The organism is Streptomyces lasiicapitis (genome assembly GCF_014646335.1).
GTDB classification, from domain to species: Bacteria; Actinomycetota; Actinomycetes; order Streptomycetales; family Streptomycetaceae; genus Streptomyces; species Streptomyces lasiicapitis.
Genome location: NZ_BMNG01000007.1, coordinates 91,895 through 112,009 on the forward strand (window position 1 = coordinate 91,895; position 20,115 = coordinate 112,009).

General features: G+C 70.6%; 22 protein-coding genes. 11 read left to right on the top strand and 11 right to left on the bottom strand.

Going from position 1 to position 20,115, the window contains the following annotated elements; translation table 11 throughout:
• The first annotated feature begins 109 nt into the window (after positions 1–109).
• From IEY91_RS16785 to IEY91_RS16805, 5 genes are all read left to right on the top strand, one after another.
• The gene (locus IEY91_RS16785; protein ID WP_189174583.1) at positions 110–799 is read left to right on the top strand and encodes a DUF4232 domain-containing protein; all 690 of its coding nucleotides are present in this window, start codon (positions 110–112) and stop codon (positions 797–799) included.
• An 810-nt stretch (positions 800–1,609) separates the two neighbouring features.
• Complete coding sequence (locus tag IEY91_RS16790; protein ID WP_164327814.1) at positions 1,610–1,912, top strand: ArsR/SmtB family transcription factor; 303 nt, start codon at positions 1,610–1,612, stop codon at positions 1,910–1,912.
• The gene (locus tag IEY91_RS16795; protein ID WP_164327813.1) at positions 1,909–2,301 is read left to right on the top strand and encodes a VOC family protein; all 393 of its coding nucleotides are present in this window, start codon (positions 1,909–1,911) and stop codon (positions 2,299–2,301) included. Before IEY91_RS16790 ends, IEY91_RS16795 begins: the two co-directional genes overlap by 4 nt.
• 146 nt (positions 2,302–2,447) lie before the next feature.
• The gene (locus IEY91_RS16800) at positions 2,448–2,612 is read left to right on the top strand and encodes a DUF5993 family protein (RefSeq protein WP_189174584.1); all 165 of its coding nucleotides are present in this window, start codon (positions 2,448–2,450) and stop codon (positions 2,610–2,612) included.
• 1 nt (position 2,613) lies between these two features.
• On the top strand, positions 2,614–3,252 hold the full coding sequence (locus IEY91_RS16805; protein ID WP_189174585.1) for a disulfide bond formation protein B: 639 nt from the start codon (positions 2,614–2,616) through the stop codon (positions 3,250–3,252).
• Positions 3,253–3,294: 42 nt separating this feature from the next.
• Here IEY91_RS16805 and IEY91_RS16810 read toward each other — a convergent pair whose 3' ends face one another.
• Positions 3,295–3,846 (bottom strand): DUF4352 domain-containing protein, encoded by a 552-nt coding sequence (locus tag IEY91_RS16810; protein ID WP_189174586.1) that lies wholly within the window; start codon positions 3,844–3,846, stop codon positions 3,295–3,297.
• 72 nt (positions 3,847–3,918) lie between these two features.
• Between IEY91_RS16810 and IEY91_RS16815 the strand changes: the two genes are divergently transcribed.
• Together IEY91_RS16815 and IEY91_RS16820 are read left to right on the top strand one after the other, a co-directional pair.
• A complete protein-coding gene (locus IEY91_RS16815; protein WP_164327810.1) occupies positions 3,919–4,551 on the top strand; it encodes a VOC family protein in 633 nt (210 codons plus the stop codon).
• Positions 4,552–4,682: 131 nt separating this feature from the next.
• The gene (locus tag IEY91_RS16820) at positions 4,683–5,093 is read left to right on the top strand and encodes a VOC family protein (RefSeq protein ID WP_189174587.1); all 411 of its coding nucleotides are present in this window, start codon (positions 4,683–4,685) and stop codon (positions 5,091–5,093) included.
• A gap of 46 nt (positions 5,094–5,139) precedes the next feature.
• Here the strand turns inward: IEY91_RS16820 and IEY91_RS16825 are convergent, their stop codons facing one another.
• A complete protein-coding gene (locus tag IEY91_RS16825) occupies positions 5,140–6,102 on the bottom strand; it encodes a serine/threonine dehydratase (protein WP_189174588.1) in 963 nt (320 codons plus the stop codon).
• Between the two features lie 80 nt (positions 6,103–6,182).
• Between IEY91_RS16825 and IEY91_RS16830 the strand changes: the two genes are divergently transcribed.
• Both IEY91_RS16830 and IEY91_RS16835 read left to right on the top strand, forming a co-directional pair.
• The gene (locus IEY91_RS16830; RefSeq protein ID WP_229697019.1) at positions 6,183–7,121 is read left to right on the top strand and encodes a LysR family transcriptional regulator; all 939 of its coding nucleotides are present in this window, start codon (positions 6,183–6,185) and stop codon (positions 7,119–7,121) included.
• 60 nt (positions 7,122–7,181) lie between these two features.
• Positions 7,182–7,631, top strand: coding sequence for a helix-turn-helix domain-containing protein (locus IEY91_RS16835; RefSeq protein ID WP_189174589.1), 450 nt, complete (start codon positions 7,182–7,184; stop codon positions 7,629–7,631).
• Here the strand turns inward: IEY91_RS16835 and IEY91_RS16840 are convergent.
• The 3 genes from IEY91_RS16840 to IEY91_RS16850 all read right to left on the bottom strand — a co-directional run bounded on the left by IEY91_RS16840 (position 7,628) and on the right by IEY91_RS16850 (position 10,164).
• Complete coding sequence (locus IEY91_RS16840; protein ID WP_229697020.1) at positions 7,628–8,272, bottom strand: Rv1352/Rv1906c domain-containing protein; 645 nt, start codon at positions 8,270–8,272, stop codon at positions 7,628–7,630. The genes IEY91_RS16835 and IEY91_RS16840 overlap by 4 nt on opposite strands.
• A gap of 156 nt (positions 8,273–8,428) precedes the next feature.
• A complete protein-coding gene (locus tag IEY91_RS16845) occupies positions 8,429–8,698 on the bottom strand; it encodes a hypothetical protein (protein WP_189174591.1) in 270 nt (89 codons plus the stop codon).
• Positions 8,695–10,164 (bottom strand): amidase, encoded by a 1,470-nt coding sequence (locus tag IEY91_RS16850; protein ID WP_189174592.1) that lies wholly within the window; start codon positions 10,162–10,164, stop codon positions 8,695–8,697. The genes IEY91_RS16845 and IEY91_RS16850 overlap by 4 nt, the downstream gene beginning before the upstream one ends.
• Positions 10,165–10,422: 258 nt before the next feature.
• Here IEY91_RS16850 and IEY91_RS16855 point away from each other — a divergent pair, with 258 nt between their 5' ends.
• Positions 10,423–10,848, top strand: a complete 426-nt coding sequence (locus tag IEY91_RS16855; protein ID WP_189174593.1) for a DUF6299 family protein — start codon at positions 10,423–10,425, stop codon at positions 10,846–10,848.
• 54 nt (positions 10,849–10,902) lie between these two features.
• Here the strand turns inward: IEY91_RS16855 and menC are convergent, their stop codons facing one another.
• The 4 genes from menC to IEY91_RS16875 form a co-directional block, all read right to left on the bottom strand.
• A complete protein-coding gene (menC, locus tag IEY91_RS16860; protein WP_189174594.1) occupies positions 10,903–12,012 on the bottom strand; it encodes an o-succinylbenzoate synthase in 1,110 nt (369 codons plus the stop codon).
• A 48-nt stretch (positions 12,013–12,060) separates the two neighbouring features.
• Positions 12,061–12,849, bottom strand: a complete 789-nt coding sequence (locus IEY91_RS16865; protein ID WP_373287962.1) for a GNAT family N-acetyltransferase — start codon at positions 12,847–12,849, stop codon at positions 12,061–12,063.
• Complete coding sequence (locus IEY91_RS16870; RefSeq protein WP_189174820.1) at positions 12,846–13,928, bottom strand: M20 family metallopeptidase; 1,083 nt, start codon at positions 13,926–13,928, stop codon at positions 12,846–12,848. The genes IEY91_RS16865 and IEY91_RS16870 overlap by 4 nt, the downstream gene beginning before the upstream one ends.
• 131 nt (positions 13,929–14,059) lie before the next feature.
• Positions 14,060–15,082, bottom strand: a complete 1,023-nt coding sequence (locus tag IEY91_RS16875) for a dipeptidase (protein WP_164327801.1) — start codon at positions 15,080–15,082, stop codon at positions 14,060–14,062.
• A gap of 390 nt (positions 15,083–15,472) precedes the next feature.
• On the opposite strand from IEY91_RS16875, the gene IEY91_RS16880 reads away from it, so the two are divergent.
• Entirely contained in the window at positions 15,473–16,540 is a 1,068-nt protein-coding gene (locus IEY91_RS16880; RefSeq protein WP_189174595.1) for a serine hydrolase domain-containing protein, read from the top strand.
• 394 nt (positions 16,541–16,934) lie between these two features.
• Here IEY91_RS16880 and IEY91_RS16885 read toward each other — a convergent pair whose 3' ends face one another.
• A complete protein-coding gene (locus IEY91_RS16885; RefSeq protein ID WP_164327798.1) occupies positions 16,935–18,509 on the bottom strand; it encodes a PucR family transcriptional regulator in 1,575 nt (524 codons plus the stop codon).
• Positions 18,510–18,844: 335 nt separating this feature from the next.
• Positions 18,845–20,110 carry a glycosyltransferase gene (locus tag IEY91_RS16890; protein WP_189174596.1) on the bottom strand — a complete coding sequence of 422 codons (1,266 nt, stop codon included), beginning with the start codon at positions 20,108–20,110 and terminating at the stop codon, positions 18,845–18,847.
• Positions 20,111–20,115: the final 5 nt, after the last annotated feature.

Consider the following 20,115-nt stretch of genomic DNA (forward strand, 5'->3'; position numbering starts at 1 on the left):
CGCGTCGCCGGGCCGGGCCGCTCCTGCTGGTCACAAATGCTCGCTCGTGACGACTCGCACCGACTCGTATCGAGCAACGGGCAGCCCCAACTGATCTGAGGAAGAGACGATGCGCGTTCACAAACTCACCTTCGCCGCCCTGGCCGTTGCCGCGAGTCTCTCGCTCACGGCCTGCAACGACGGTGACGACGCGGCACAGAGCGACCCGTCGTCCGCGCCCTCCGAGGCTTCCTCGGACGGCGGTTCGGGCTCGGGCGGTACGGATCAGGGCGGTTCGGATGAGGGCAGCGGGAAGGACTCCAGCGGAAAGGACTCTGGCGGGAACAGCTCCGGAGGGCAGGGCACGTCCGCCGGCACCGGCTCCAACGAGGGCGGCAAGACCGACAAGTGCCGCACCGACGAACTGGACATCACGGCGTCGGACAGCACCATCGACGGCGACACCGATGGCACCGTCGCCGTGACGATGAAGAACGGCGGCGGCCGGGACTGCGCGATATCCGGGTACGCGGGCGTCGACCTGAAGACCAGCGAGGGGGATCTGTCCGCGAAGCGCAGTGGTGAGCCGGTGGTTCCGGTCACTCTCAAGGACGGGGAGTCGGTGTCCTTCGGCATCAGCTACCCGATGAACGAGTCGGGCGGCTCCGGCGTCAGTGTCACGGGCCTTGTGGTGACCCCGCCGGATGAGACGAAGTCCCTCTCCATCGAATGGCCGGGCGCGAAGACGCTGCCCGTCACCGACGGCACCGGCTCCCCCGTGAAGGTCGGCCCGATGGGAAGCGCCGGCCAGGGCGGCTGAGCCACACACCCCAGCACCACGACTTCAACACCAGGGGCCAGACCCGTTGCCGGACGGGCCGGGCCCCTGATGTCGCCCCCAGCGTGACGTCATCGCCCACCTGATCCTCACAGCAGGCCACAGCAGCCGGCCGGTCAGCGCACGGTCAGAATGATGCAGCCGTCACTGCCCGCGCCGCCGCTGCGTCCGCCTCCCGTCGAACCGCCGCCCGCGCCACCGTCGCCACCGCGGCCGGCGTTGGGGCACTCACGGTCCGATTGCGGGGCGCTGGGTCCGGGTGTGGTCGGCGCACCCGGGTTGCCGGTGTTGTCGCCGCCTCGGCCGGGGGAGCCATCGCTCCCGTTGCCGCTGCACCCTCTGACACCGGCGCCGGAAGCGTCACGGACTCCGTTACCGGTCTCTCCCCCTGCTCGCACGGCGAAGCCTTGGAGGTGGTCCAGGAGGTAGCGGCGTACGCTGCCCAGGTTGCTCGGCCGGGCCTTCGGCCGCTCGGTACTCATGTCACCATTTTGTTTGCTTCGGAAAGCAGATCCAGGCTCTTTCTCGCCGAAAGGTTCCGTATCCGGCCCTTGAGCCGTGCGGTCAGGCGGACGCCGGGGCGTCGGTCAGCCGGCGTCCGGGGCGTCGATGATGTCGCCGTTCTTGTCGAGCGTGTGGTGCAGATGTTCTCCCTGTACTCGAGGGCGGAGCATCCGGTGAGTGCGACGACTGCGGCCGCGAGCGCGGCGGCGACGGCACTGACGCGGGCCGACGCGACAAGCGGCGCACCTCGACTTGATAGGCAAGCGAGCACTTGCCTATCCTGTGGTTGTGGCCGACGACCTTTTCAAAGCCCTGGCCGACTCCACCCGCCGCACCATCCTCGACGAGCTCGCGGAGAAGTCCGGACAGACACTGTTCGAGATCTGCTCACGGCTGAGCATGAAGCACCAGCTCGGCATCTCGCGTCAGGCGATCTCCCAGCACCTCGCCGTGCTGGAGGCCGCCGGGCTCGTCGAGACCAGGCGGGAGGGCCGCTACAAGTTCCACGACCTCAATACGGCCCCGCTGCGGCAGATCACCGAGCGGTGGCTCGTGCCCGACCCATCCGGACCAGAGAAGAGCACCTCATGAAGATCCATCTGACCAGCGTCTTCGTCGACGACCAGGCCAAGGCCGAGCACTTCTACACCGAGGTCCTCGGCTTCGTGAAGAAGCACGACGTCCCGGTGGGCGGGGAGGCCCGCTGGCTGACCGTCGTCTCGCCCGACGAGCCCGGCGGCACCGAGCTCCTCCTGGAGCCCGCCGGCCACCCGGCCGTCAAGCCCTACCGCGACACCCTCGTCAACGACGGCATCCCGCTCGCCCAGTTCGCAGTGGCCGACGTACAGGCGGAGTACGAGCGCCTGCGCGCCCTCGGCGTCCACTTCACCCAGGAGCCCCTGGAGATGGGCCCCGTCACCACCGCGGTCTTCGACGACACGTGCGGCAACCTGATCCAGATCGCGACGCAGCCGGAATAGATAGACGGCCAGCCACGCCGCCAACCGGACCCTCGCCCTCAAGCCGTCGACTGCAAGGAGCTTCGTTGGTTCCTTCCGTGGGCTTCGGGTTGCCGTCCGGCGTGCTCCTGCGCCGGACGGCGGCTTGCTCGGTAGCGTCCGCCGGCATGGACACCCTCATCTTCGGCGGACTGCTCGCCACCTGGCTGGTGCTCTATCGCCAACGCGGCCGGACCCTTCTCCTCGTCGGCTGGTGGGTCGTGTTCGGCGCCGTCGCCCTGCTGCTCTCGCATCACATCACCAGCAGTCTGGGACTGGGGCTGAGCTACTGACATGGCCTCTACGACTGCTGCGCTCAGGGGCGCCGAGGGTGCCCCGCTCCTCGGCAAAGTCCAGTACTGGTTCGCCTGCCTCTTCGCCGTCGGCTGGACGGGGATCGTCTGCGCCGGGCTCGGGGTGCAGTTCATCAGCTGGGACTACCCCTGCCCGCTGTGCGTGGTCCAGCGGATGTTCATGCTGCTGGCCGCGCTCGGCGCCGGGGTCATCGTGCGCAAGGGCATGACGGGCAGTATCTCGGGCCGTGACTACATGATGGGCTGGGGACTTTCCCTGGTCGCCTGCATCGGCGGTGGCTTCACGGCTTGGCGGCAGACCATGCTGCACATCCTGCCGGGCGACAAGGGCTACGGCGATCCGGTGCTCGGCCTGCACATGTACGTGTGGGCGTGGATCCTGTTCATGGCCTCGGTGGTGGCGATCGGCATCGTCATGGCGCTCGCACATCTCACGGCCGACCGCGAGATCCCGACGTCGGGGGCGTACTGGATCCTCGGACGGACCGCCCTCTGGTTCGTCGGCCTGATCATCGCCGTGAACCTGGTGGCGGTCTTCTTCGAGGAGGGCTTCAACTGGTTCCTGCCGGACGACCCCACACGTTATGAGTTCTTCTACCAGGTGGGGATCCTGGACTGAGGGACTGCCGGACGAGCGCCACTACCTCCCCGAAGGGCCGGGTCAGACGGGTGTGCGGGTGAGGTCCCATTCACCCACGTCGTCCGAGAAGCCGCTGTTCATCGAGAACTGGGCCGTCACGGGTTCGGCCGCGGCGGGGAGTTCGAAGGTGAGGTAGCCGAGGGCGGTGTCCCCGATGGTGACGGAGACGGTGCCGGGGAAGGGTGGTCCGGCTTTGGTGGGGGCGTAGAGGCTGGCGCTGAAGTGCTGGCCGTCGCCGTCGACGAGTTCGGCGCCGTTGCCGGGGGCGTCCTTGTAGGAGGCCTCTCCGGTGTTCTTGAGCCGGAACTGGACGGCGACGAAGCGGTTGCCCGCTTCGGGGGTGGCGAACTGGTTCGCGGCCCGGGCGGGGTCGACCACCTTCACGAGGGTGACGTCGAGGCGTTCGTCGCTCTCGTTCCCGGTGAGGGAGAGTGTCGAGCCGATGGTCCCGTCCGACGGTGCGATCGACGTGACTGCCGTGAGCGCCGAGGCCGGGGCGGTGCTCGCGGGCCATGAGTCCTCGGCGGTCGAAGCTTTCCTGAACGTGGGCCACGACGCCGACGTCGGCGCCATCCGGCTCCACCGCCTCGTACTGGTCAGGAATCAAGAAGCACAGGTCACGAAGGCGCGACTAGCGTCATCGACATGAACTCCATCGCATCCGTCACCCTCGAGGTGGACGACCCCACCGCAGCCACCAGCTTCTACACCGCCGCCTTCGGCTTGGACACGCAGGTACGCGTGCGGGCCGCGCAGACGCCCAGCACCGGTTTCCGCGGGTTCACGCTCTCGCTCGTGGTGTCCCAGCCGGCCAACGTCAACGCTCTCTTCGAGGCCGCCCTGGACGCCGGCGCCACAACCCTGAAGCCCGCCGCCAAGTCGCTCTGGGGGTACGGAGGCGTCGTACAGGCCCCGGACGGGACGATCTGGCAGATCGCGTCCTCGTCCAAGAAGGACACCGGCCCGGCCACCCGGCAGTTCGACGAGATCGTGCTCCTCCTGGGAGTCGCGGACGTGGCCGAGAGCAAGAAGTTCTACGTCGGCCACGGTCTGTCCGTGGGGAAGAGCTTCGCCAGCAAGTACGTCGAGTTCGCCACCGACGCCGGTGGCGTCAAGCTGGCGCTGTACAAGCGCCGCGCCCTGGCCAAGGTCGCCGGCGTCTCCCCCGACGGCACCGGATCGCACCGGCTCACGATCGGCAGCGATGCCGGGACCTTCACCGACCCGGACGGGTTCGCCTGGGCGACCGTGCCGGAGACGGCGCGCTCCTCGCAGTGAAGCGCCTGGACGACGTCCAGACGTCCATCGGCTGCGCCGCCTCCGGGGCCGGATCGACCGGGAGATCGACCGGGAGTACGCGCAGCCGCTTGACCTCGAGCGACAAGCGAGTCGCAGCTAGCCTGGCTGCCATGGACATCACCATTCACACGAGCGTCCTCCCGCACGAGGACCCGGACGCCTCCGTGGCCTTCTACCGCGACGCCCTCGGCTTCGAGGTACGCAGCGACGTCGGCGACGGCAAAATGCGCTGGATCACGGTCGGCCCGGTCGGCCAGCCCAACACGTGCATCCTCCTGGCCCCACCCGCCGCGGATCCCGGCATCACCGACGACGAGCGCCGCACCATCGCCGAGATGATGGCCAAGGGCACGTACGGCTGGATCCTGCTGGCGACGGCCGACCTCGGCGCCACCTTCGAGAAGGTGGTGGCCGGCGGTGCCGAGGTCGTCCAGGAGCCGACGGATCAGCCGTACGGGGTACGCGACTGCGCCTTCCGCGACCCCGCGGGCAACCTCGTACGTATCCAGCAATTGGGCTGACTTCGTACAGGAGTTGGGCTGACTTCCCGCACCAGGAGAAGGCGGCTCACCCGGCGACCCAGTCGGCGTTGGCACCGCACACGATCAGGCACGGCCGGTCTCCAGGAACCTGACCGGCCAGCCACGCGGCGAACGCGACGGCCGCGGCCGGTTCGACGGCGATCCGGCACTCTTCCCACAGCCGGTCACGGGCCCGCAGGATCTGCTCGTCGCTGACCAGGACCGAGGACACGTCGTGTGCGGAATGGCCGGGACGGTCGGAGTGGTCGGCACGGTCGGGGTGGCCGGACAGGACGTCGAAGGGGATCTCTCCCACCCGGCTCGCACCGGTCGCGGAGGCCGCGACGGAGTCCACAGCCGAGTCGACCGGCTCGCCGGCGGCGAGCGCGTCGTACAGGCAGCGGCAGTGCTCCGGTTCGACGGCGACGACCCGGCCCTCGCCGTCGAACGCGAGCGCCGTGCCGGCTGCGAGACCGCCGCCGCCCACCGCCACCGCGATCGCGTCGACATCGGGCGCGTCGGCCAGGATCTCGGCGGCCACGGTCCCCTGCCCCGCGATCACATCCGGATCGTCGTAGGGGTGGAGGAACCGATGCCCCGGCCGCGCCGCGGCATCCGACGCCGCCGAGGCCGCCTCGGCGAAGGTGGCGCCGTGCCGGACGAGCCGCGCACCGGCGGCCTCGATACGGCGCGCCTTCGCCGCCGGGACCGTCGTCGGCACGTAGACCGTCGCGGACACGCCGAGCAGGGACGCGGCCGTCGCGACCGCCAAGCCGTGGTTGCCGCCCGACGCGGCCACGAGGTGGTCGTCCAGAGCCCCGGAGAGAATCGCGTTGAGCGCGCCGCGCAGCTTGAACGAGCCGCCGCGCTGCAGGTGCTCCAGCTTGAGCAGGACCCGCCGGTCGTCGATCTCGAGGTCGAGCAGCGGCGTACGACGGGCGTAAGGGCGGATCCTGTCGGCGGCCGCGTGCACGTCGGTGGCCGAGAGCGTGTGAGTCGGACTCTTCATGGGTCCATGCTGCGCACCCGGCCCTCGTTAGCGCCAGCAACAATACGTAAGCCTCCATTAGCACTGCTTACGATGGACGTGTGACGGGAGAGCTGGACGTAAACCGACTGCGGGTCCTGATGGAGGTGGCGCACGCCGCGTCCATCGCCGAGGCGGCGCGCAATCTCGCCTTCACGCCCTCGGCGCTCTCGCAGCAGATCTCCAAACTCGAGACGGAACTCGGCACCCGTCTGCTGGAACGCCGCCCGACCGGCGTCACGCTGACACCGGTCGGCGCCGTCCTGGTGGAGCACGCGGAGCGGGTGATCGGCGAGCTCCGGCAGGCGCGTGCCGCGGTGGACGCCGCGATGGGTGCGCTGCCGCAGCGCCTGGCCCTCGGCTCGTTCGCCACCGCGGCGCAGGTGCTTGTGCCGATGGCGCTGGCCGCGCTGCAGCGTCGGCATCCGCGTGCGGAGCTGTCCCTGGTCGACATCGAACCGCCCGACGGCTACGGCCTCGTGACGTCGGGCGACCTCGACGTACTGATCACCCATCGCTACCCCGGTGTGCCGCACACACCGCACCCGGGCCTCGACCGGCAGCCACTGCTCGACGACCCGCTGCGCCTGGTGCTGCCGTCCGCCCATCGGCTGGCCGGCGGCTCGCCGCGTCGCGACATCAGCCTCGGTCGGCTGGGGAACGAGACGTGGATCTCCGGCGCCCCGGGCATCCCGAACAGGACCTGCCTGGACGCACTCACCCGCCGAGTCGGCATCGAGCCGTACGTCGCCTACGAGTCCGCCGACTACCACGTCATCCTGGCGCTTGTCGGCGCGGGACTGGGCATCGCGCTCGTCCCCCAGAGCCTGCTCGCCGGGGCCGACCTGTCCCAGGTGTCGGTGGTCGGCCTGCGCGGGCTCACTCCGGCCCGCGAGGTCAGCATCGTGTACCGCCGACGGCCGACCGCGCTCGTCCGGGAACTCACCGCCTTCCTGCACACCGCCGCGGACGGCCTCCCCCGCGAGGATCCGCCCGAGTAGCCGACACCTGGTCTCATGGAAGCCATGGAAGCCACGGGAGCCACAGGAGCCACTGAGTCCATGGACGAGTTGACACCGATACGAGAGGTCGCCGACCGGTTCGGGCTGCCCCTGTCGACCTTGCACTACTGGGAGCGGCGCGGGCTGGTGGAGCCGCACCGGCGGTCCGGGCGGCGGTACTTCGACTCCGAACAGGTCTACCGCGTGGCGCTGATCAAGCTGTGGCGGGAGACCGGTCTGATGTCCGTCGAGGAGATCCACTCCCTACTCCACCGCGCCGCTCCCCCCGGCACCGACTGGCAGTCCACCGTGCACGCCCGCATCACGACGCTCGAGGCGCACATCGCCCGCCTCGAAGCGGCCCGCTCCTACCTCGGCCACCTCCTGACCTGTGCCCACGGCCACGACCTGGAACGATGCCCGGACTTCCGGGCGACCGTTCCCGTGCCGCGTCCCGACCAGGACGGGCCCAAAAGCCCGACTGGTACGGGTCCAAGGGACAGTCTCTAGCCGACCGGTTTCCACACCCCGCAGTTCTCGGACCGGAACTGCCCGTCCGTGTCCCGGATTCTCACGGTGACGTCCTTGCTTGCCGTCAGGAAACGGCTGTCGATGACCTTCCCTTCCTGAGTGGCCCTTTCCCAGTAGCAGTTCGCCACGTCACCCGTCACCCGGTACGTGCCCGGACTGATCTCTCCCGTCTCGTCGGAGCTCCGGGGCGGTGGCTTCGGCTTCGTCTTCACCACCACGTAGGTGCCGTTGGGGTACCAGTACGCGTAGTCCCCCTCCAGCACCTGCGATGCGGCCTTCGACCACTTCGGGCACAGCTTCGGCATTCCCGCCCGCAGCACAGCGGGGTCATCACCCTTGACGCGCCGGGCCAGCCAACCACCCGGGTCCTGCTCGTTCTTCTGCAGCGACGTCATCACCTTGCACACGTCCGCCACGTACGCGGACGCCGAGGTGAAGCCCGATGAGACCTCCCAGCCCTTCCGGTCGGCCAGCCGGTCGAGATCGCCCGCCGGACCCGGTGCGTGCTGCCTCGCAGCCTCCTTCGAGTTCGTCGGAGCCGTCTGCGGCGCCGACGAAGCCGGAGCACTCGGCGCCGGGTCATCTTGTCCGCCGTCTCCCGCGCATCCCGATACCAGCATCGCCGTGGCCGATAACACCAAGGTCCCCACCCCTGCGCGTATGTGTCTCATGCGACGCATGATGACACCGTCGCCCCAGCGGAAGAAGAGAAGCCGTGAGAGGGGGAATCAAGGGGTGGGGTACGCCCCGAGGGTGCCCGCGTGGTGGACCAGGCATCAGCGACCGGCGTCGGGCTCGCCCTCCGGCTGCATGTGGGCATCCCGGCGCAGCACGGGCCGGGCGTATCGCGCCGCGGGCACTTCGAAGAGCGCGTCCACGGCCGGGCGTTGGACTCGGTACGCGGCCACGAGCCCGATGATCTGCGCCTCGTGCGCGGGTAGCCGCGCGGCGGCGAGCAGCGTACGCACCCGTTCGCCGACGTCGTCGAGGCGCGCGGCGCCCTCATCGTCGTACGCGGCATTCTCGTCCTGCGGCGGCCCGTTCATGCGCGCGACTCCGCGGCGACGCCGTCCGCGCCGACAGGGTCCGCTCCCGCCCTGACCGCATACGCCGCCGGATCAGGCGCGCGCAGGTGCCAGTCCGTGCGCCGTTGGAACGCGTCGCCGACCCGCAGGATCGTCGCCTCCCCCGCCACCGGACCCGCGATCTGCAGCGACAGCGGCAGTCCGGTCGCGGTGACGCCCATCGGCACCGCCAGTACGGGATTGGCCAGCGGATTCCAGTACGGCGTATGGACCTTGCCGAACACGCCCGCGTGGTCCTGGTGACCCGCCGCGTCGGCGAGGGCGTCGAACGGTGGCGCCCCGATCGACGCGGTCGGGCACACCACCACGTCCGCCTCCGCGAACAGGTCGTCCACGGCGCGCTGCGCCACCGTGCGCACCCGCTGCGCCTGGACATAGTCCGCGCCAGACACGAGGGCGCCCATCGCGAGGAGGCCGCGCGAAGCCACGCAGTAGTCGTCCCAGTGGCGGGACAGGTCGGCGCGGTGGTGGGCCAGCCCCTCGCTGCTCGCGGTCACGAACACCGCGGTGATCAGCTCCTGCCAGTACGGCAGCCGTACCTCGACCACGTCCGCCCCGAGGGCGGCAAGCACTGCCACGGCCTCGTCGAAGGCCCCGGGCAGCGCCGGATCTCCGTCCGCCGGGAAATGGTGCTCCCGCGCGACGCCGACTCGCATCCCGGCCAGATCGCCGCCGAACTCGGGCTCGGCGAAGGGGAGTTCAAGGGACGCTTCGGGGGCGTCGTCCGGCCTTGCGGCGATCACCTTCAGGATCGCCGAGCAGTCCTGCGCGCTGCGGGCGAGCGGGCCGACGCGGTCGAGGCTGTATCCGAGCGGTACGCAGCCGGCCACGGGCACCCGTCCGAACGTAGGCATCAAGCCGGTGACCCCGCAGAACGCGGCGGGCATGCGGATGCTGCCACCGGTGTCGCTGCCGAGGGCGGCCGCGAACATGCCCGCCGCGACGCCGCTCGCGGAGCCCGAACTGGAGCCTCCGGCCCAGGACTCGGTCCGCCAGGGGTTGCGCGGGAACGGGAACGGCTTGTCCTCCTGCGGCAGCCCGCACCCGAACTCCATCGCGGTCGTCTTCCCGGTGAGCACCGCGCCCGCCGCACGCAGCCGGGCCACCACCGGGGCGTCCCGCCCGGCCCACCAGCCGCGGTCGTGCACCAGGCTCTGCGCGGTGGTCGGGCCCTCGGCCGCCGCGATGGTGTCCTTCACTCCGAACGGGATCCCGTGCAGCGGCCCCCGGTCGATCCCGCGGGCCAGCTCCTCGTCGGCGCGGGCGGCCGCGGCCAGGGCTCGCTCGTCGAAGCGCGTCAGGTACACACCGAGCACCCCGTCCGAGCGTTCGGCTTCGGCGATGGCCGCCTCGGTGAGCCCGACGCTGGTCACCTCGCCCTGCCGCAGCGCCCGCGCTGTCCCGGTCAGAGTCGACGCTCCGCTCATGTTCCACCTCTCCCTGCCCGGCCGCTCTTCGACCGGCGGCCGGTGGAACACAACCCTTCCAACTCAACCCGGGTTGAACGCAAACCCTGGGTGGTTGCCACGGGCCGCGGCCGGGCAGGGCGACCACCCTGCGGCGCGTACTCGCGCATGCGGGCGACTCCCGGAGGGTGACGCGCCGGGAAAGGAGTGGCGATCACACCTGACTCCGCGAATGTCCAGTATCAGTGGAATTTCCACCCAGAGAACCGGAGGCATACCATGTCCGTACGCCCTGCCCTCACCGCCGCCCTCCTCGCCGTCACCGTGCTGTGCCTGGCCCCCGGCCAGGCCGCGGCCGACGACGGCGAGAGCGTCACCGTCGACCCCACCGGCAGGATCGCCGAGGACGGCACCGTCACGCTCTCCGGCACCTACCGCTGCACGGGTGCCGCCGGACCGGTGTTCGTCAGCTCGTCGATCGGCCGGAGCGGCTCCGGCGTCAAGCGGACCATCGGCAGCAGCGTGGCCCTGTGCGACGGCGTCGAGCACCGCTGGCAGAACACCGGCAAGGTACCGACCCGCTCCGTCAGGCCCGGCGCGGCCCATGTCGAAGCCACCCTCATGGAACTGCGCGCCACCAACGTCCTGCCCATGCCCTTCTTCCACGCCGCCCAGCGCCAGGACGTCACCCTCAACAAGGCTTGAGCGGATAGCCGGTGACACCTGGGCGCGGCCGCCTCCTTGAGCGGCTCCGCGTGCTTACAGCGCTATCCATTCGCTGGAGGTGGTGACCTCCCTGAGTACGTCGGGCAGCGGCTCGACGCCGAGGCCCGGACCGGTGGGCACATCGAGGTGGCCGTCGGAGAGGACGAACGGCTCGGTGAGGTCGGTGGCGAAGTAGCGGCTGGAGCCGGAGGTGTCGCCGGGCAGGGTGCAGCCGGGCAGGGCGGCCAGGGCGACGTTGGCGGCGCGGCCGATGCCGGTTTCCAGCATGCCGCCGCACCAGACGGGGATGCCGTGGGCGGCCGCGAGGTCGTGGATGCGGCGGGCTTCGAGGTAGCCCCCGACCCGGGGCGGCTTGATGTTGATGACCGAGCACGCGCCGAGGGAGATGGCCGCCGCGGCGTCGGTGGCTGACTCGATGGATTCGTCCAGGCAGACCGGAGTACGCAGGAGCTTGGCGAGTTGGGCGTGCTGGACCACGTCGTCGTTGGCCAGCGGCTGTTCGATCAGCAGCAGCCCGAACTCGTCCAGTTTGGCGAGGTGTTGGGCGTCGGTGAGGGTGTAGGCGGCGTTGGCGTCGACCTGCAGGAGCAGCTCGTCGCCGAAGCGCTCACGCACCACGCGTACGGGCTCGATGTCCCAGCCGGGTTCGATCTTCAGCTTGATGCGTACGTAGCCCTCGGCGATGTATCCCTCGACGGCGTCGAGGAGTTCGGGGACGGAGTCCATGATGCCGACCGAGACGCCGCACGGCACCCGGTCCCTGGCCGCACCCAGGAACGAGCCGAAGGACTCGCCGGCGGCGCGGAGCTGGGCGTCGAGGATCGCCGTCTCCAGCGCGGACTTGGCCATCCGGTGGCCGGTGAAGGGGTGCAGGATCCGCCCCACCGCCTGTGCGTCCACGCCGTCCTTGGGCAGGGCGGGGACGAGGAACTTGCGCAGGACGTCCTGCGCGCCGTCGACGTACTCGGAGCAGTAGCGGGGCTCGGACATGGCCGCGCACTCGGCCCAGCCCTCGCCGTCGGGGGTGACGACGCGGACCAGCAGCACATCACGGCTGGTCTCGACGCCGAAGGAGGTGCGGAAGGGGGCGACGAGCGGCATCGCGATCCGGCGCAGTTCGACGCCGGAGATCTTCGTCTTCATGGCTGGTGGCTCCTCATGGCTGGTGGCTCGGCTGTAAGCGCTATGCGGTCAGGGATGGGGTGTTGGGCGCTGGACCACGTAGCGGCGGCGTTCGTGGAAGCCGATGACGTCGGCGCCTTCGGTGAGCAGGGCGCCCAGGGTGTGGCGTACGGCCAGGCGCCAGGCCCGGGCGGCGCCGGGATCCGTGCGGCGCAGCGCTTCGATGTCGTCCGGGAGGTCGATGAGCACGGTGTCGGCGTCGGTGGCGACGGTCTCCGGGCGGCCGTTGTGATCGAGGATGGCGTGCTCGGTGCCCGGGGGCAGCTCGATCACCTCGGGCGGGGCGGGTGCGGTGAGGTCCCAGGCGGTCAGGATGCGGTCGGACTCGTCGCCGCCGTTGATGGCGTCGTCCATGGCGCCGTAGAAGGAGGTCAGGTACTCCTGCGGCCGGGCGCCGAGCTTGACGAGGTTGAAGTAGGCGTTGCGGCGGATCAGCGGGTCATAGGTCCAGGTGATGCGCGTCAGGCGGCGGGCCAGCGCCCACTGCCGCTGGTGCGTCTTCAGGGCGAGGCCCACGCCGCGTCCCATGACGGCGCCGGTGATGTGCGAGTGCAGGGTGGCGCCTATGGGTTCGCCGAAGAAGGCGACGGACGCCCCGACGAGCCGGTCGTCCTCGTAGGCTCCGGCCACGTAGTTGCCGGCTTGGGACAGGGCCCGCAACACCTCGGCGGAGATGGGCGAGCTGCCGGGTTCACTCCCCCAGATCTCGGCGTAGAGGAGGCTGACGGCTTCGAAGTCCTCCATGTCGTGGAGTTCTCGGATCGTCGATACGTTCACCGCTGCACCGCGGCCGGTCATCGCAGCGCTCCGACGAGCTGGGCCAACAGCCTTGTGCGGTCGGGCATATGGGCGGTGATGACGTGTTCGTGGTCGGCGTGCGCGCCGTCGCCGACCGCGCCGAGGCCGTCGAGCGTGGGGCACCCGACCCCTGCGGTGAAGTTGCCGTCGGAAGCTCCGCCGACAGCCATCTGCAACAGCGGATCGAGGCCGAGCCGGGCGGCCTGTCCGGCGGCCAGGGCGAACAGCTCCCGGGAGGCGTCCCGGTCCAGGGGCGGCCGGTTGGGACCGCCGCCGATCTCCAGGCGGGCACCGGGGAGCTGTGGCTCCAAGGCCCGGATGAGCCGGTCGACTTCCTCCTGCGCCGCGGGGCTGGGCACGCGGACGTCCACACTCAACTCGGCCCGCGCGGGCACGGTGTTGCTCGTGGTCCCGGCCCGCATCACCGTGGGAGTGACGGTCGTCCCGGGCCCGGTGGCGGCGGAGACGGTGTCGGCGACGCCCTGCAGGGCGAGGAGTTGGTGGGCGAGTTCGGTGGCCGCGTTGACGCCCTTCTCCGGTTCGAGACCGGAGTGGGCGGCGCGACCGTGCACGGTGATCTCGTAGAGGGACGTGCCCTTGCGGCTGGTCTTCAGGGCACCTCCGGGTGCCGATGGCTCCAGGACGAAGGTGGCCGAGCACTGGCGCGCGACGTCCTCGATGAGCGCGCGGGAGGTGCCCGAGCCGATCTCCTCGTCACCGGTCACAAGCACGCACAGCCCGTCCAGGGAGGGCAGCGACGCGAGGGCGTGGAACATCTGGACCAGCCCGGCCTTCATGTCGAAGACCCCGGGGCCGCGGGCGACGCCCTGCTCCACCGACCAGGGATGGGTCCTGATCGAACCCGTCGGCCAGACGGTGTCGTGATGGCCCAACAGCAGGATGCGCGGCATGCCGAAGGTCCACTGCACGTGGGTGACGCCTTCGACGACCAGTGTCCGGGGCGAGGCGCCGAGCAGGCGGCGGCCCTGCGCGGCGACCACCTGGGCGCTGCGGGCCAGGGCCGCGTGGTCGGCCGAGTAGGACTCGCAGGTGACGAGTTCTTCGAGGTCCGCGAGCATCGCGTCCAGGGACGGCGTGTGGTCCGCCTGCGCGGACAGGCGTGGGGAGTCGTGCGGCACGGGTGGGTCCTCCGGGGGTCCGGGGTGGAACGGGTGATGGGTCGGCGGGGTGCGCAGGAACTGAGCGGGCGTCAGCCCATGTGCGTACTCATGAGACGTCTCAGATTCCCGCCCAGGATCTTCAGTACGTCCTCCTCGGCCAGACCCCGCCGGATCATCGCCTCCGTGACCACGGGCAGGTCGGCCGGACCCTCCAGGCCGGGGAAGTCGAACAGGGGGTCCTCGTCGTCGGCGTTCTCGCAGCACGGCGGGGTGAGGTCCGCGATGACCTCGCGGAGGAAGTCCGGGCCGAGGCCGACGTGGTCGATCCCGGCCACGGAGACGATGTGCTCGATGTGGTCGACGACCCGGTCCACGCTCACCTTCGACTCGTCGTCGGTGAGGAAGTCCGGTACGAAGTTCACGCACACCACACCGCCGGTGCCGGCCACCCCGCGGATCTGGTCGTCGGTGAGGTTGCGGTGGTGGTCCCGCAGGGCGCGGGCGCTGGAGTGGGTGGCGATCAGCGGGCGGGTGGCGAGCTCCAGGACGTGGGCGACTCCGCTCGCCCCCAGGTGGGAGATGTCGAAGAGCATGCCCAGGCGTTCCATTTCCCGCAGCGCCTCGACACCGGGGGCGGTCAGGCGGCTGCCGGTGGCGTCCTCCCGGCTGCCGTCGGCAAGCGGGGTACGTCCCCAGTGGGCGATCGAGGCGATCCGCACGCCGAGCCGGAACAGGGTGGAGAACAGCTCGACGGAGGCGTCGATGCCCGGTGCGCTCTCCAGCGCGAGCACAAGGGCGATCTTGTCCTCGCCGAGGGCTCTGTCGATGTCCGCGCCGTCGACGCACAGCGCGACCTGGTCGGCGTTGGCCTCGGCGAGGACGTGACCGCACTCGACCATGCGCAGGGTCTGCCGCAGCGCCCCCTCGGGGCGGTACTGGTCGTCGATGAACACCGGAAGCACCTGGATGTCGACGCCGCCCTCACGCAGCTGCGGCAGCCACCGTTCCCGGAAGAAGCCGCCCCACTGCTTCGGAGGGCGGGCGGCAACGGCCATGAGCAGGTCGTTGTGGGCATCGGCGACGACGGCGCGATGATGCAGGTCCAAGGACACGGCGGAGCCTTTCGCGAGGATCGAGGCCATCGAGGCAGAGGGGCGGACGCGGCCCGGCTGCCGATCGGGGGCTTGGGGAACCTGGCCTCAACGTACGCACGCCAAGCACCCTGGCCTTGGTCCTGCGGGACAAATCAGCGGGCCGCTGCTTGTGCGCGTGGACAAACCCCGTCGGCTGGTCCCCGCCACGTAACAGACCGGACGAAACGGCCTGTTGGCCAAGCGCACAAACCATGTCCGCAATCCCTGGCCGGGCACCGCATGCCCGCGGCCGGTCGTGGCCCGACGCTGTTGCGTATCCGGTTACGCCGTACGTAACCGGAGGGAAGAAGGAGACTCATGCGACGTCGGACAACTGCTGTTGCGGCCTTGGCGTTCACAGCGTCACTGATGACCGCCCCTGCCGCGTCGGCCGCGGCACCGCGGTGTGACAGCAAGCCCATCCAAGAGGCGCTGAAGGAACTGCGCGGCGTCGGCGCCTCGGGGATCAGCGTGACGGTGAAGAGTCCGCGCTGCGGCGTGCAGAAGCACGGGGTCGGCCTCTCCGACCTCAAGAAGGGGCGAAAGGTCGTCGGCAATGAGCACAGCCGCATCGCCAGCAACACCAAGACCTGGGTGGCCACGGTCGTGCTCCAACTCGTCGGCGAAGGCAAGCTCAAGCTCGACGACTCCGTCGACCACTACCTGCCGGGTCTGATCCGCACCGAGCACTACGACGGCCGCAAGATCACCATCCGGCAGTTGCTGCAGCACACGAGCGGCCTGCCCGACTACCTGGAAGCACCGTTCTGGGAAGAGGAGGAAGCACACCGCTGGGACCACATCGACCCCCTGCTCACGGTCAAGCAGGCGCTGACCCTGCCCCCGCCCGAGAGGAAGGGGTCCGGCTTCTCGTACTCCAACACCAACTACAACCTGGCGGGCCTGATCGTCACCAAGGTCACCGGCCGCAGCATCGGCACCGAGATCAACCAGCGCATCGTCAAGCGCCTCGGACTGCACGACACGTACTGGCCCGGCGACCGGACCACCCTCCCCAAGCCGGAACTGCGAAGCTACGTGAAGCGCTCCGGCAAACTCCTCGACTGGACGGAATGGAACGTCTCCGGGGCCGACGCGTCGGGTGCCCTGGTCTCCACCGGCCCCGACGTCACCGCCTTCTGGACCGCGCTGATGTCCGGGAAACTGCTGGCCCCGGCCCAACTCGCCGAGATGAAGAAGACCGTCGCGGACCCCGAGGCACGCAGCGAGCACTACGGCCTGGGCGTCGAGCGCTACCAGCACACCCCGGGCTTCGTCACCTGGGGACACAGCGGCTTCATGGAGACCGGCCACAAACTCAGGAACGCCGTCACCGACGACGGACGCCGCTCGGTGACCCTGCTGATCGGCTCGGAAGAGTTCAACGAGAAGAAACTGGACTCCGTCCTCGCGAAGCTCATCCACGACCTGCGCTAACAGTCACCAGCTACGTTCGTTGAAGGTGTCGGCGGCAGCGCGAACTCGGCCACAGTCCGCAACGAACCTGGCGCATCGGCGCCGGCGATCAAATGGACCCGGTCCTGTCCGAACCACGCCACGTTCGGGAACGCGCAGGTGAAGGCAGGGATCGCCGCCAAGCAAGCCCGCACATCGTCGATCACGTTCCCTGTGATTCCCTCAGGGGCGACAAACGGGTGGAGAACGGCCTCGTCAACGGCCGGGTGTAACAGACTCCGGGCCGCGGCTCGCACATCGGAGGGCCGCGGCCCGGGGCCGCTGGGACCCCATGCCTGCGGCACGCCGTCACCGAGACAGGGCGGTCAAGCGGTCAAAAGGACAAGCTCAGTCAGGGCCACCTGTCGGCACGACCTCACCAGGAGCCCTCCCCCAGCACCCTCAACTGCAGCCAGAGAACGAGACGTTCGTCTGGATCCGCCAAGTCGATGCCGAGCTGTCGGCCGACCTGTCTGAGGCGGTAGCGGCAGGTGTTGGGGTGTACGGAGAGCGCCTTGGCCGCGCCCGCCACGTCGCAGCCCGCGTCGAACCAGGACATCAGGGTGCGGGCGTAGTCGGTGCCGTGTTCGGCGTCCGCCGCGAGGACCTGTCGCCAGGCGCCCGCGCCCAACTCCGGCTGCTCCCGCATCACATCGGCGAGCCGCAGCAGCGTCACCTTGGGACGTACCTCGTCGACCGTGGCCACCGGCAGGGCGTCGTGCAGCAGCCGCAGGACCGTGTCCGCGTCCGCGCGGGAGTCGGCGACCCCGCCGAGGTCCGGTACGACCTCGCCGAGCGCCGCGCGTACCGGCACCCGCAGCGACTGCCCGGCCCGGTGCACGATGTCCTCCGCCAGCTGCCGGTGGCGCCGGTCGGCCGTCGGCCGTTCCTGCGGCGTGCGCGGCGCGCCGTCCTCGCCGGGCGCGGGCAGCAGCGCGTACACCACCCCGTCCAGGGACACGCACGCGTGCCGCCCGTAGCGGGCCTCGCACTGCAGGCGTACGACGTCGAGGAGCCGGAGCAAGGTCCGCTCGGCGTCGGGCACGCTCGCGGCCGAGTCCAGCGCGAACGCGGCGACCCGGACGGAGTCCCAGCCCAGGCGGTGCGCCACCGTCGAGGCGTCCGCCGTACCGTCGAGCAACCGGCGCAGCAGACCGGTGTTCTGGTCCCGATCGAGCTCCTGGGCCGCGCGGGCGCGCAGCAGAAGCAGCGCCGCCGTGGACGCGCCCTGGGCCAGGGTGTCCTCGGCGTCCGGTGCGAGCGTGCCGCCGTCGACCACCCAGATCGCACCGAGGGTCTCGCCGCCGGCGCGCACCGCGACGGCGAGCCGCGGCAGGTTGTCCGCGGAGAGCGAGGGCAGCCGCACCGGTGCGTCCGAGCCGAACACCAGCCGGACCTGGTCCCCGTTGTCCACGCTGTCCGGGACCTGGAGGCCGAGGATGCCCTGGCGACGGTCCTCGTCGACCGGCTGGCCGGGCACGGTGGAGTAGGCGAGGATCCGCTGGCGCGGGTCCTCCACGGCTGTCGCCCCGCCGGTCGCCGCCGCGATGGCGTCCGCCAGCGCGAACAGGTCCCCCAGGCCGCTGCTGGGCGCGGACCGCGCGCCGATCGCCGAGGCCAGCATCAGGTGCACCTGATGCCAGGACGCCTCCTCGTCGACCGCAAGGAGTGCCACACCGTGCGCCTCGGCCTCGTCGACGGGCCCGTCCTCGCCCCGCACCACGACCCCGGTCATCCCGGCCTTCGCCGCGGCCCGCACCAGCGACCCGGCCGCGGCGGCCCGCACGCCGACCGCGAGCAGCAGCGCCCCCGGCGCATGGGGCAGCGGGGCGTGCGCGTCGTACAGAAGCGCCTCGGTGACCGGGGCGCCGGGTCCGGCGGGCGCGGTGTGAAGCCGCAGGGCCGTGCTGCCCACGACACCCATCAGGGCGCCGAGCGTACAGGCGTCCATACGTACTCCTCACCAGCGTCGATGCCCCCTCGCGTTACGAGACGGTCAACTGGAGGCCGAGGTTCAGCGACGCGGAGGCTTTCCCATGGTGGCGGGCGATGTCACGGTGAGTGATGTTCCGCGTGCTGGAGCAGGAACCGGCACAACACCGAGCTGACGGCTGCCGGCCGACGTCACCCGCGCGCTCAGCCACGCACCGCAACGACAGCGGCAGCCCTGCTGGTTGGGGGCTTGGCCTGACAGCTCAAGGAGAGCGATACGAGTGCCATCACCATGCTGTACGGCAAGCCGGGAGGCCCGCGAGTCGCGCAGGCGCGCCCTGACTCCAGGCCGAGTCAGGACTCCAAGAGCGAGCTCAAGACAGCTGCCGCCCCGTCCTCCCTGCCGATGATCTTCGAGATCTCGGTGCACCGGAGTCGGTACTGCTCGTCCCGCAGTGTTGTGTGCAGGGCGTCGGACAGCTCTCGTGCGGTCAGTCGGCGTGCGGAGAGGGAGGCGGGGGACAAGCCCAGGGCCGTCATGCGGCGGGCCCAGAAGGGCTGGTCGAGGGAGAGGGGCACAGGCACGGCGGGGACCCCGGCTTTCAGGCCGGCGCCCGCGGTTCCGGGCCCGGCGTGGTGCACCAGGGCGGTCATGCGGGGGAAGAGCCAGTCGTGGGGGCACTCGCCGATCGTCAGGACGTCGTCGTCGGAGACGTCGAGGCCCTGCCAGCCGGCCTGCACCACCGCGCGCACGCCAACTCTGCGGACGACGTCCTGAATGGTGGCGCTCAACCGCTCCGCGTCGCCCGGCGAGACGCTGCCGAACCCGAAGTACACGGGAGCCGGTCCCGAGGCGAGGAAGTCGACCAGGCGCTCGTCGGGGCGCCAGCCTGGGTCCCGGGCCGGCCACCAGTACCCCACGCACGTGTGACCGTCGGCCAGCGGGAAATCCTTCGGCAGCAGGGCGCTGGTGTATCCGTGCAGGACGCGTTGCCCACGCTGGACGTCGCCACGGGTGCCGGCCTCTCGGCGCCGGATCCCCAGTTCCCGCCTGATCCAGGCAAGCGCCGGAGCGTACAGAGGGCTCATGGCCGCGCGCGCCAGGGTTTCGGCGAGCCGGTGGCCGTGGGGGGACAGCACAGGCGACGCGCTCAGCCGGGGCAGGAGCATCCCTGGTGTGGCCGTGTAGAGGCCGACGCACCGCAGGCCCGTTCCTTCGGCGATCACGGAGCACAAGGGGTGGGCCAGAGGGTGGGCGAGGACCACATCGAAGCCCTGCCCAACCGCGTCGCTGCCCTGCCCGACCACCTCGCCGCCCCGCCCGACCGCGTCGAGGACGCCACGGGCGATCACTTGGGCGATGTCCTGGGCATTGCGCGTCCTGCGCCGAATCCGACTGGGGCTCTGCCATCGGTCGAAGCGGTCCGCGGCCAGCGCGGACTCCTCCTGGCGGGCCAGTGGAAGGACGCGCACCGGCAGGTCGTGGAGGTGGAATCTGGGTGCGTGGCGCTCAGAAGTGGCGACCACCACCTCTTGCCCCGCGGCCCTCAACCGCACGCCCAACCCCACGTACGGAGCCACGTCCCCCGTCGAGCCCCACGTCACCAGCAGCATCCGCATGCCGC

Bases quoted from the DNA above. Each gene is read 5' to 3' on its own strand.
- IEY91_RS16795 (WP_164327813.1), top strand. From the start codon at position 1,909: ATGAAGATCCATCTGACCAGCGTCTTCGTCGACGACCAGGCCAAGGCC.
- IEY91_RS16870 (WP_189174820.1), bottom strand. From the start codon at position 13,928: ATGCTCGCGGACCTCGAAGAACTCGTCACCTGCGAGTCCTACTCGGCC.
- IEY91_RS16885 (WP_164327798.1), bottom strand. From the start codon at position 18,509: ATGGACGCCTGTACGCTCGGCGCCCTGATGGGTGTCGTGGGCAGCACG.
- IEY91_RS16835 (WP_189174589.1), top strand. From the start codon at position 7,182: ATGGACGAGTTGACACCGATACGAGAGGTCGCCGACCGGTTCGGGCTG.
- IEY91_RS16890 (WP_189174596.1), bottom strand. From the start codon at position 20,110: ATGCGGATGCTGCTGGTGACGTGGGGCTCGACGGGGGACGTGGCTCCG.
- IEY91_RS16865 (WP_373287962.1), bottom strand. From the start codon at position 12,849: ATGACCGGCCGCGGTGCAGCGGTGAACGTATCGACGATCCGAGAACTC.
- IEY91_RS16785 (WP_189174583.1), top strand. From the start codon at position 110: ATGCGCGTTCACAAACTCACCTTCGCCGCCCTGGCCGTTGCCGCGAGT.
- menC (WP_189174594.1), bottom strand. From the start codon at position 12,012: ATGAAGACGAAGATCTCCGGCGTCGAACTGCGCCGGATCGCGATGCCG.
- IEY91_RS16810 (WP_189174586.1), bottom strand. From the start codon at position 3,846: ATGGCGCCGACGTCGGCGTCGTGGCCCACGTTCAGGAAAGCTTCGACC.
- IEY91_RS16880 (WP_189174595.1), top strand. From the start codon at position 15,473: ATGACCGCCCCTGCCGCGTCGGCCGCGGCACCGCGGTGTGACAGCAAG.
- IEY91_RS16825 (WP_189174588.1), bottom strand. From the start codon at position 6,102: ATGAAGAGTCCGACTCACACGCTCTCGGCCACCGACGTGCACGCGGCC.
- IEY91_RS16850 (WP_189174592.1), bottom strand. From the start codon at position 10,164: ATGAGCGGAGCGTCGACTCTGACCGGGACAGCGCGGGCGCTGCGGCAG.
- IEY91_RS16840 (WP_229697020.1), bottom strand. From the start codon at position 8,272: ATGCTGGTATCGGGATGCGCGGGAGACGGCGGACAAGATGACCCGGCG.
- IEY91_RS16800 (WP_189174584.1), top strand. From the start codon at position 2,448: ATGGACACCCTCATCTTCGGCGGACTGCTCGCCACCTGGCTGGTGCTC.
- IEY91_RS16855 (WP_189174593.1), top strand. From the start codon at position 10,423: ATGTCCGTACGCCCTGCCCTCACCGCCGCCCTCCTCGCCGTCACCGTG.
- IEY91_RS16805 (WP_189174585.1), top strand. From the start codon at position 2,614: ATGGCCTCTACGACTGCTGCGCTCAGGGGCGCCGAGGGTGCCCCGCTC.
- IEY91_RS16820 (WP_189174587.1), top strand. From the start codon at position 4,683: ATGGACATCACCATTCACACGAGCGTCCTCCCGCACGAGGACCCGGAC.
- IEY91_RS16815 (WP_164327810.1), top strand. From the start codon at position 3,919: ATGAACTCCATCGCATCCGTCACCCTCGAGGTGGACGACCCCACCGCA.
- IEY91_RS16845 (WP_189174591.1), bottom strand. From the start codon at position 8,698: ATGAACGGGCCGCCGCAGGACGAGAATGCCGCGTACGACGATGAGGGC.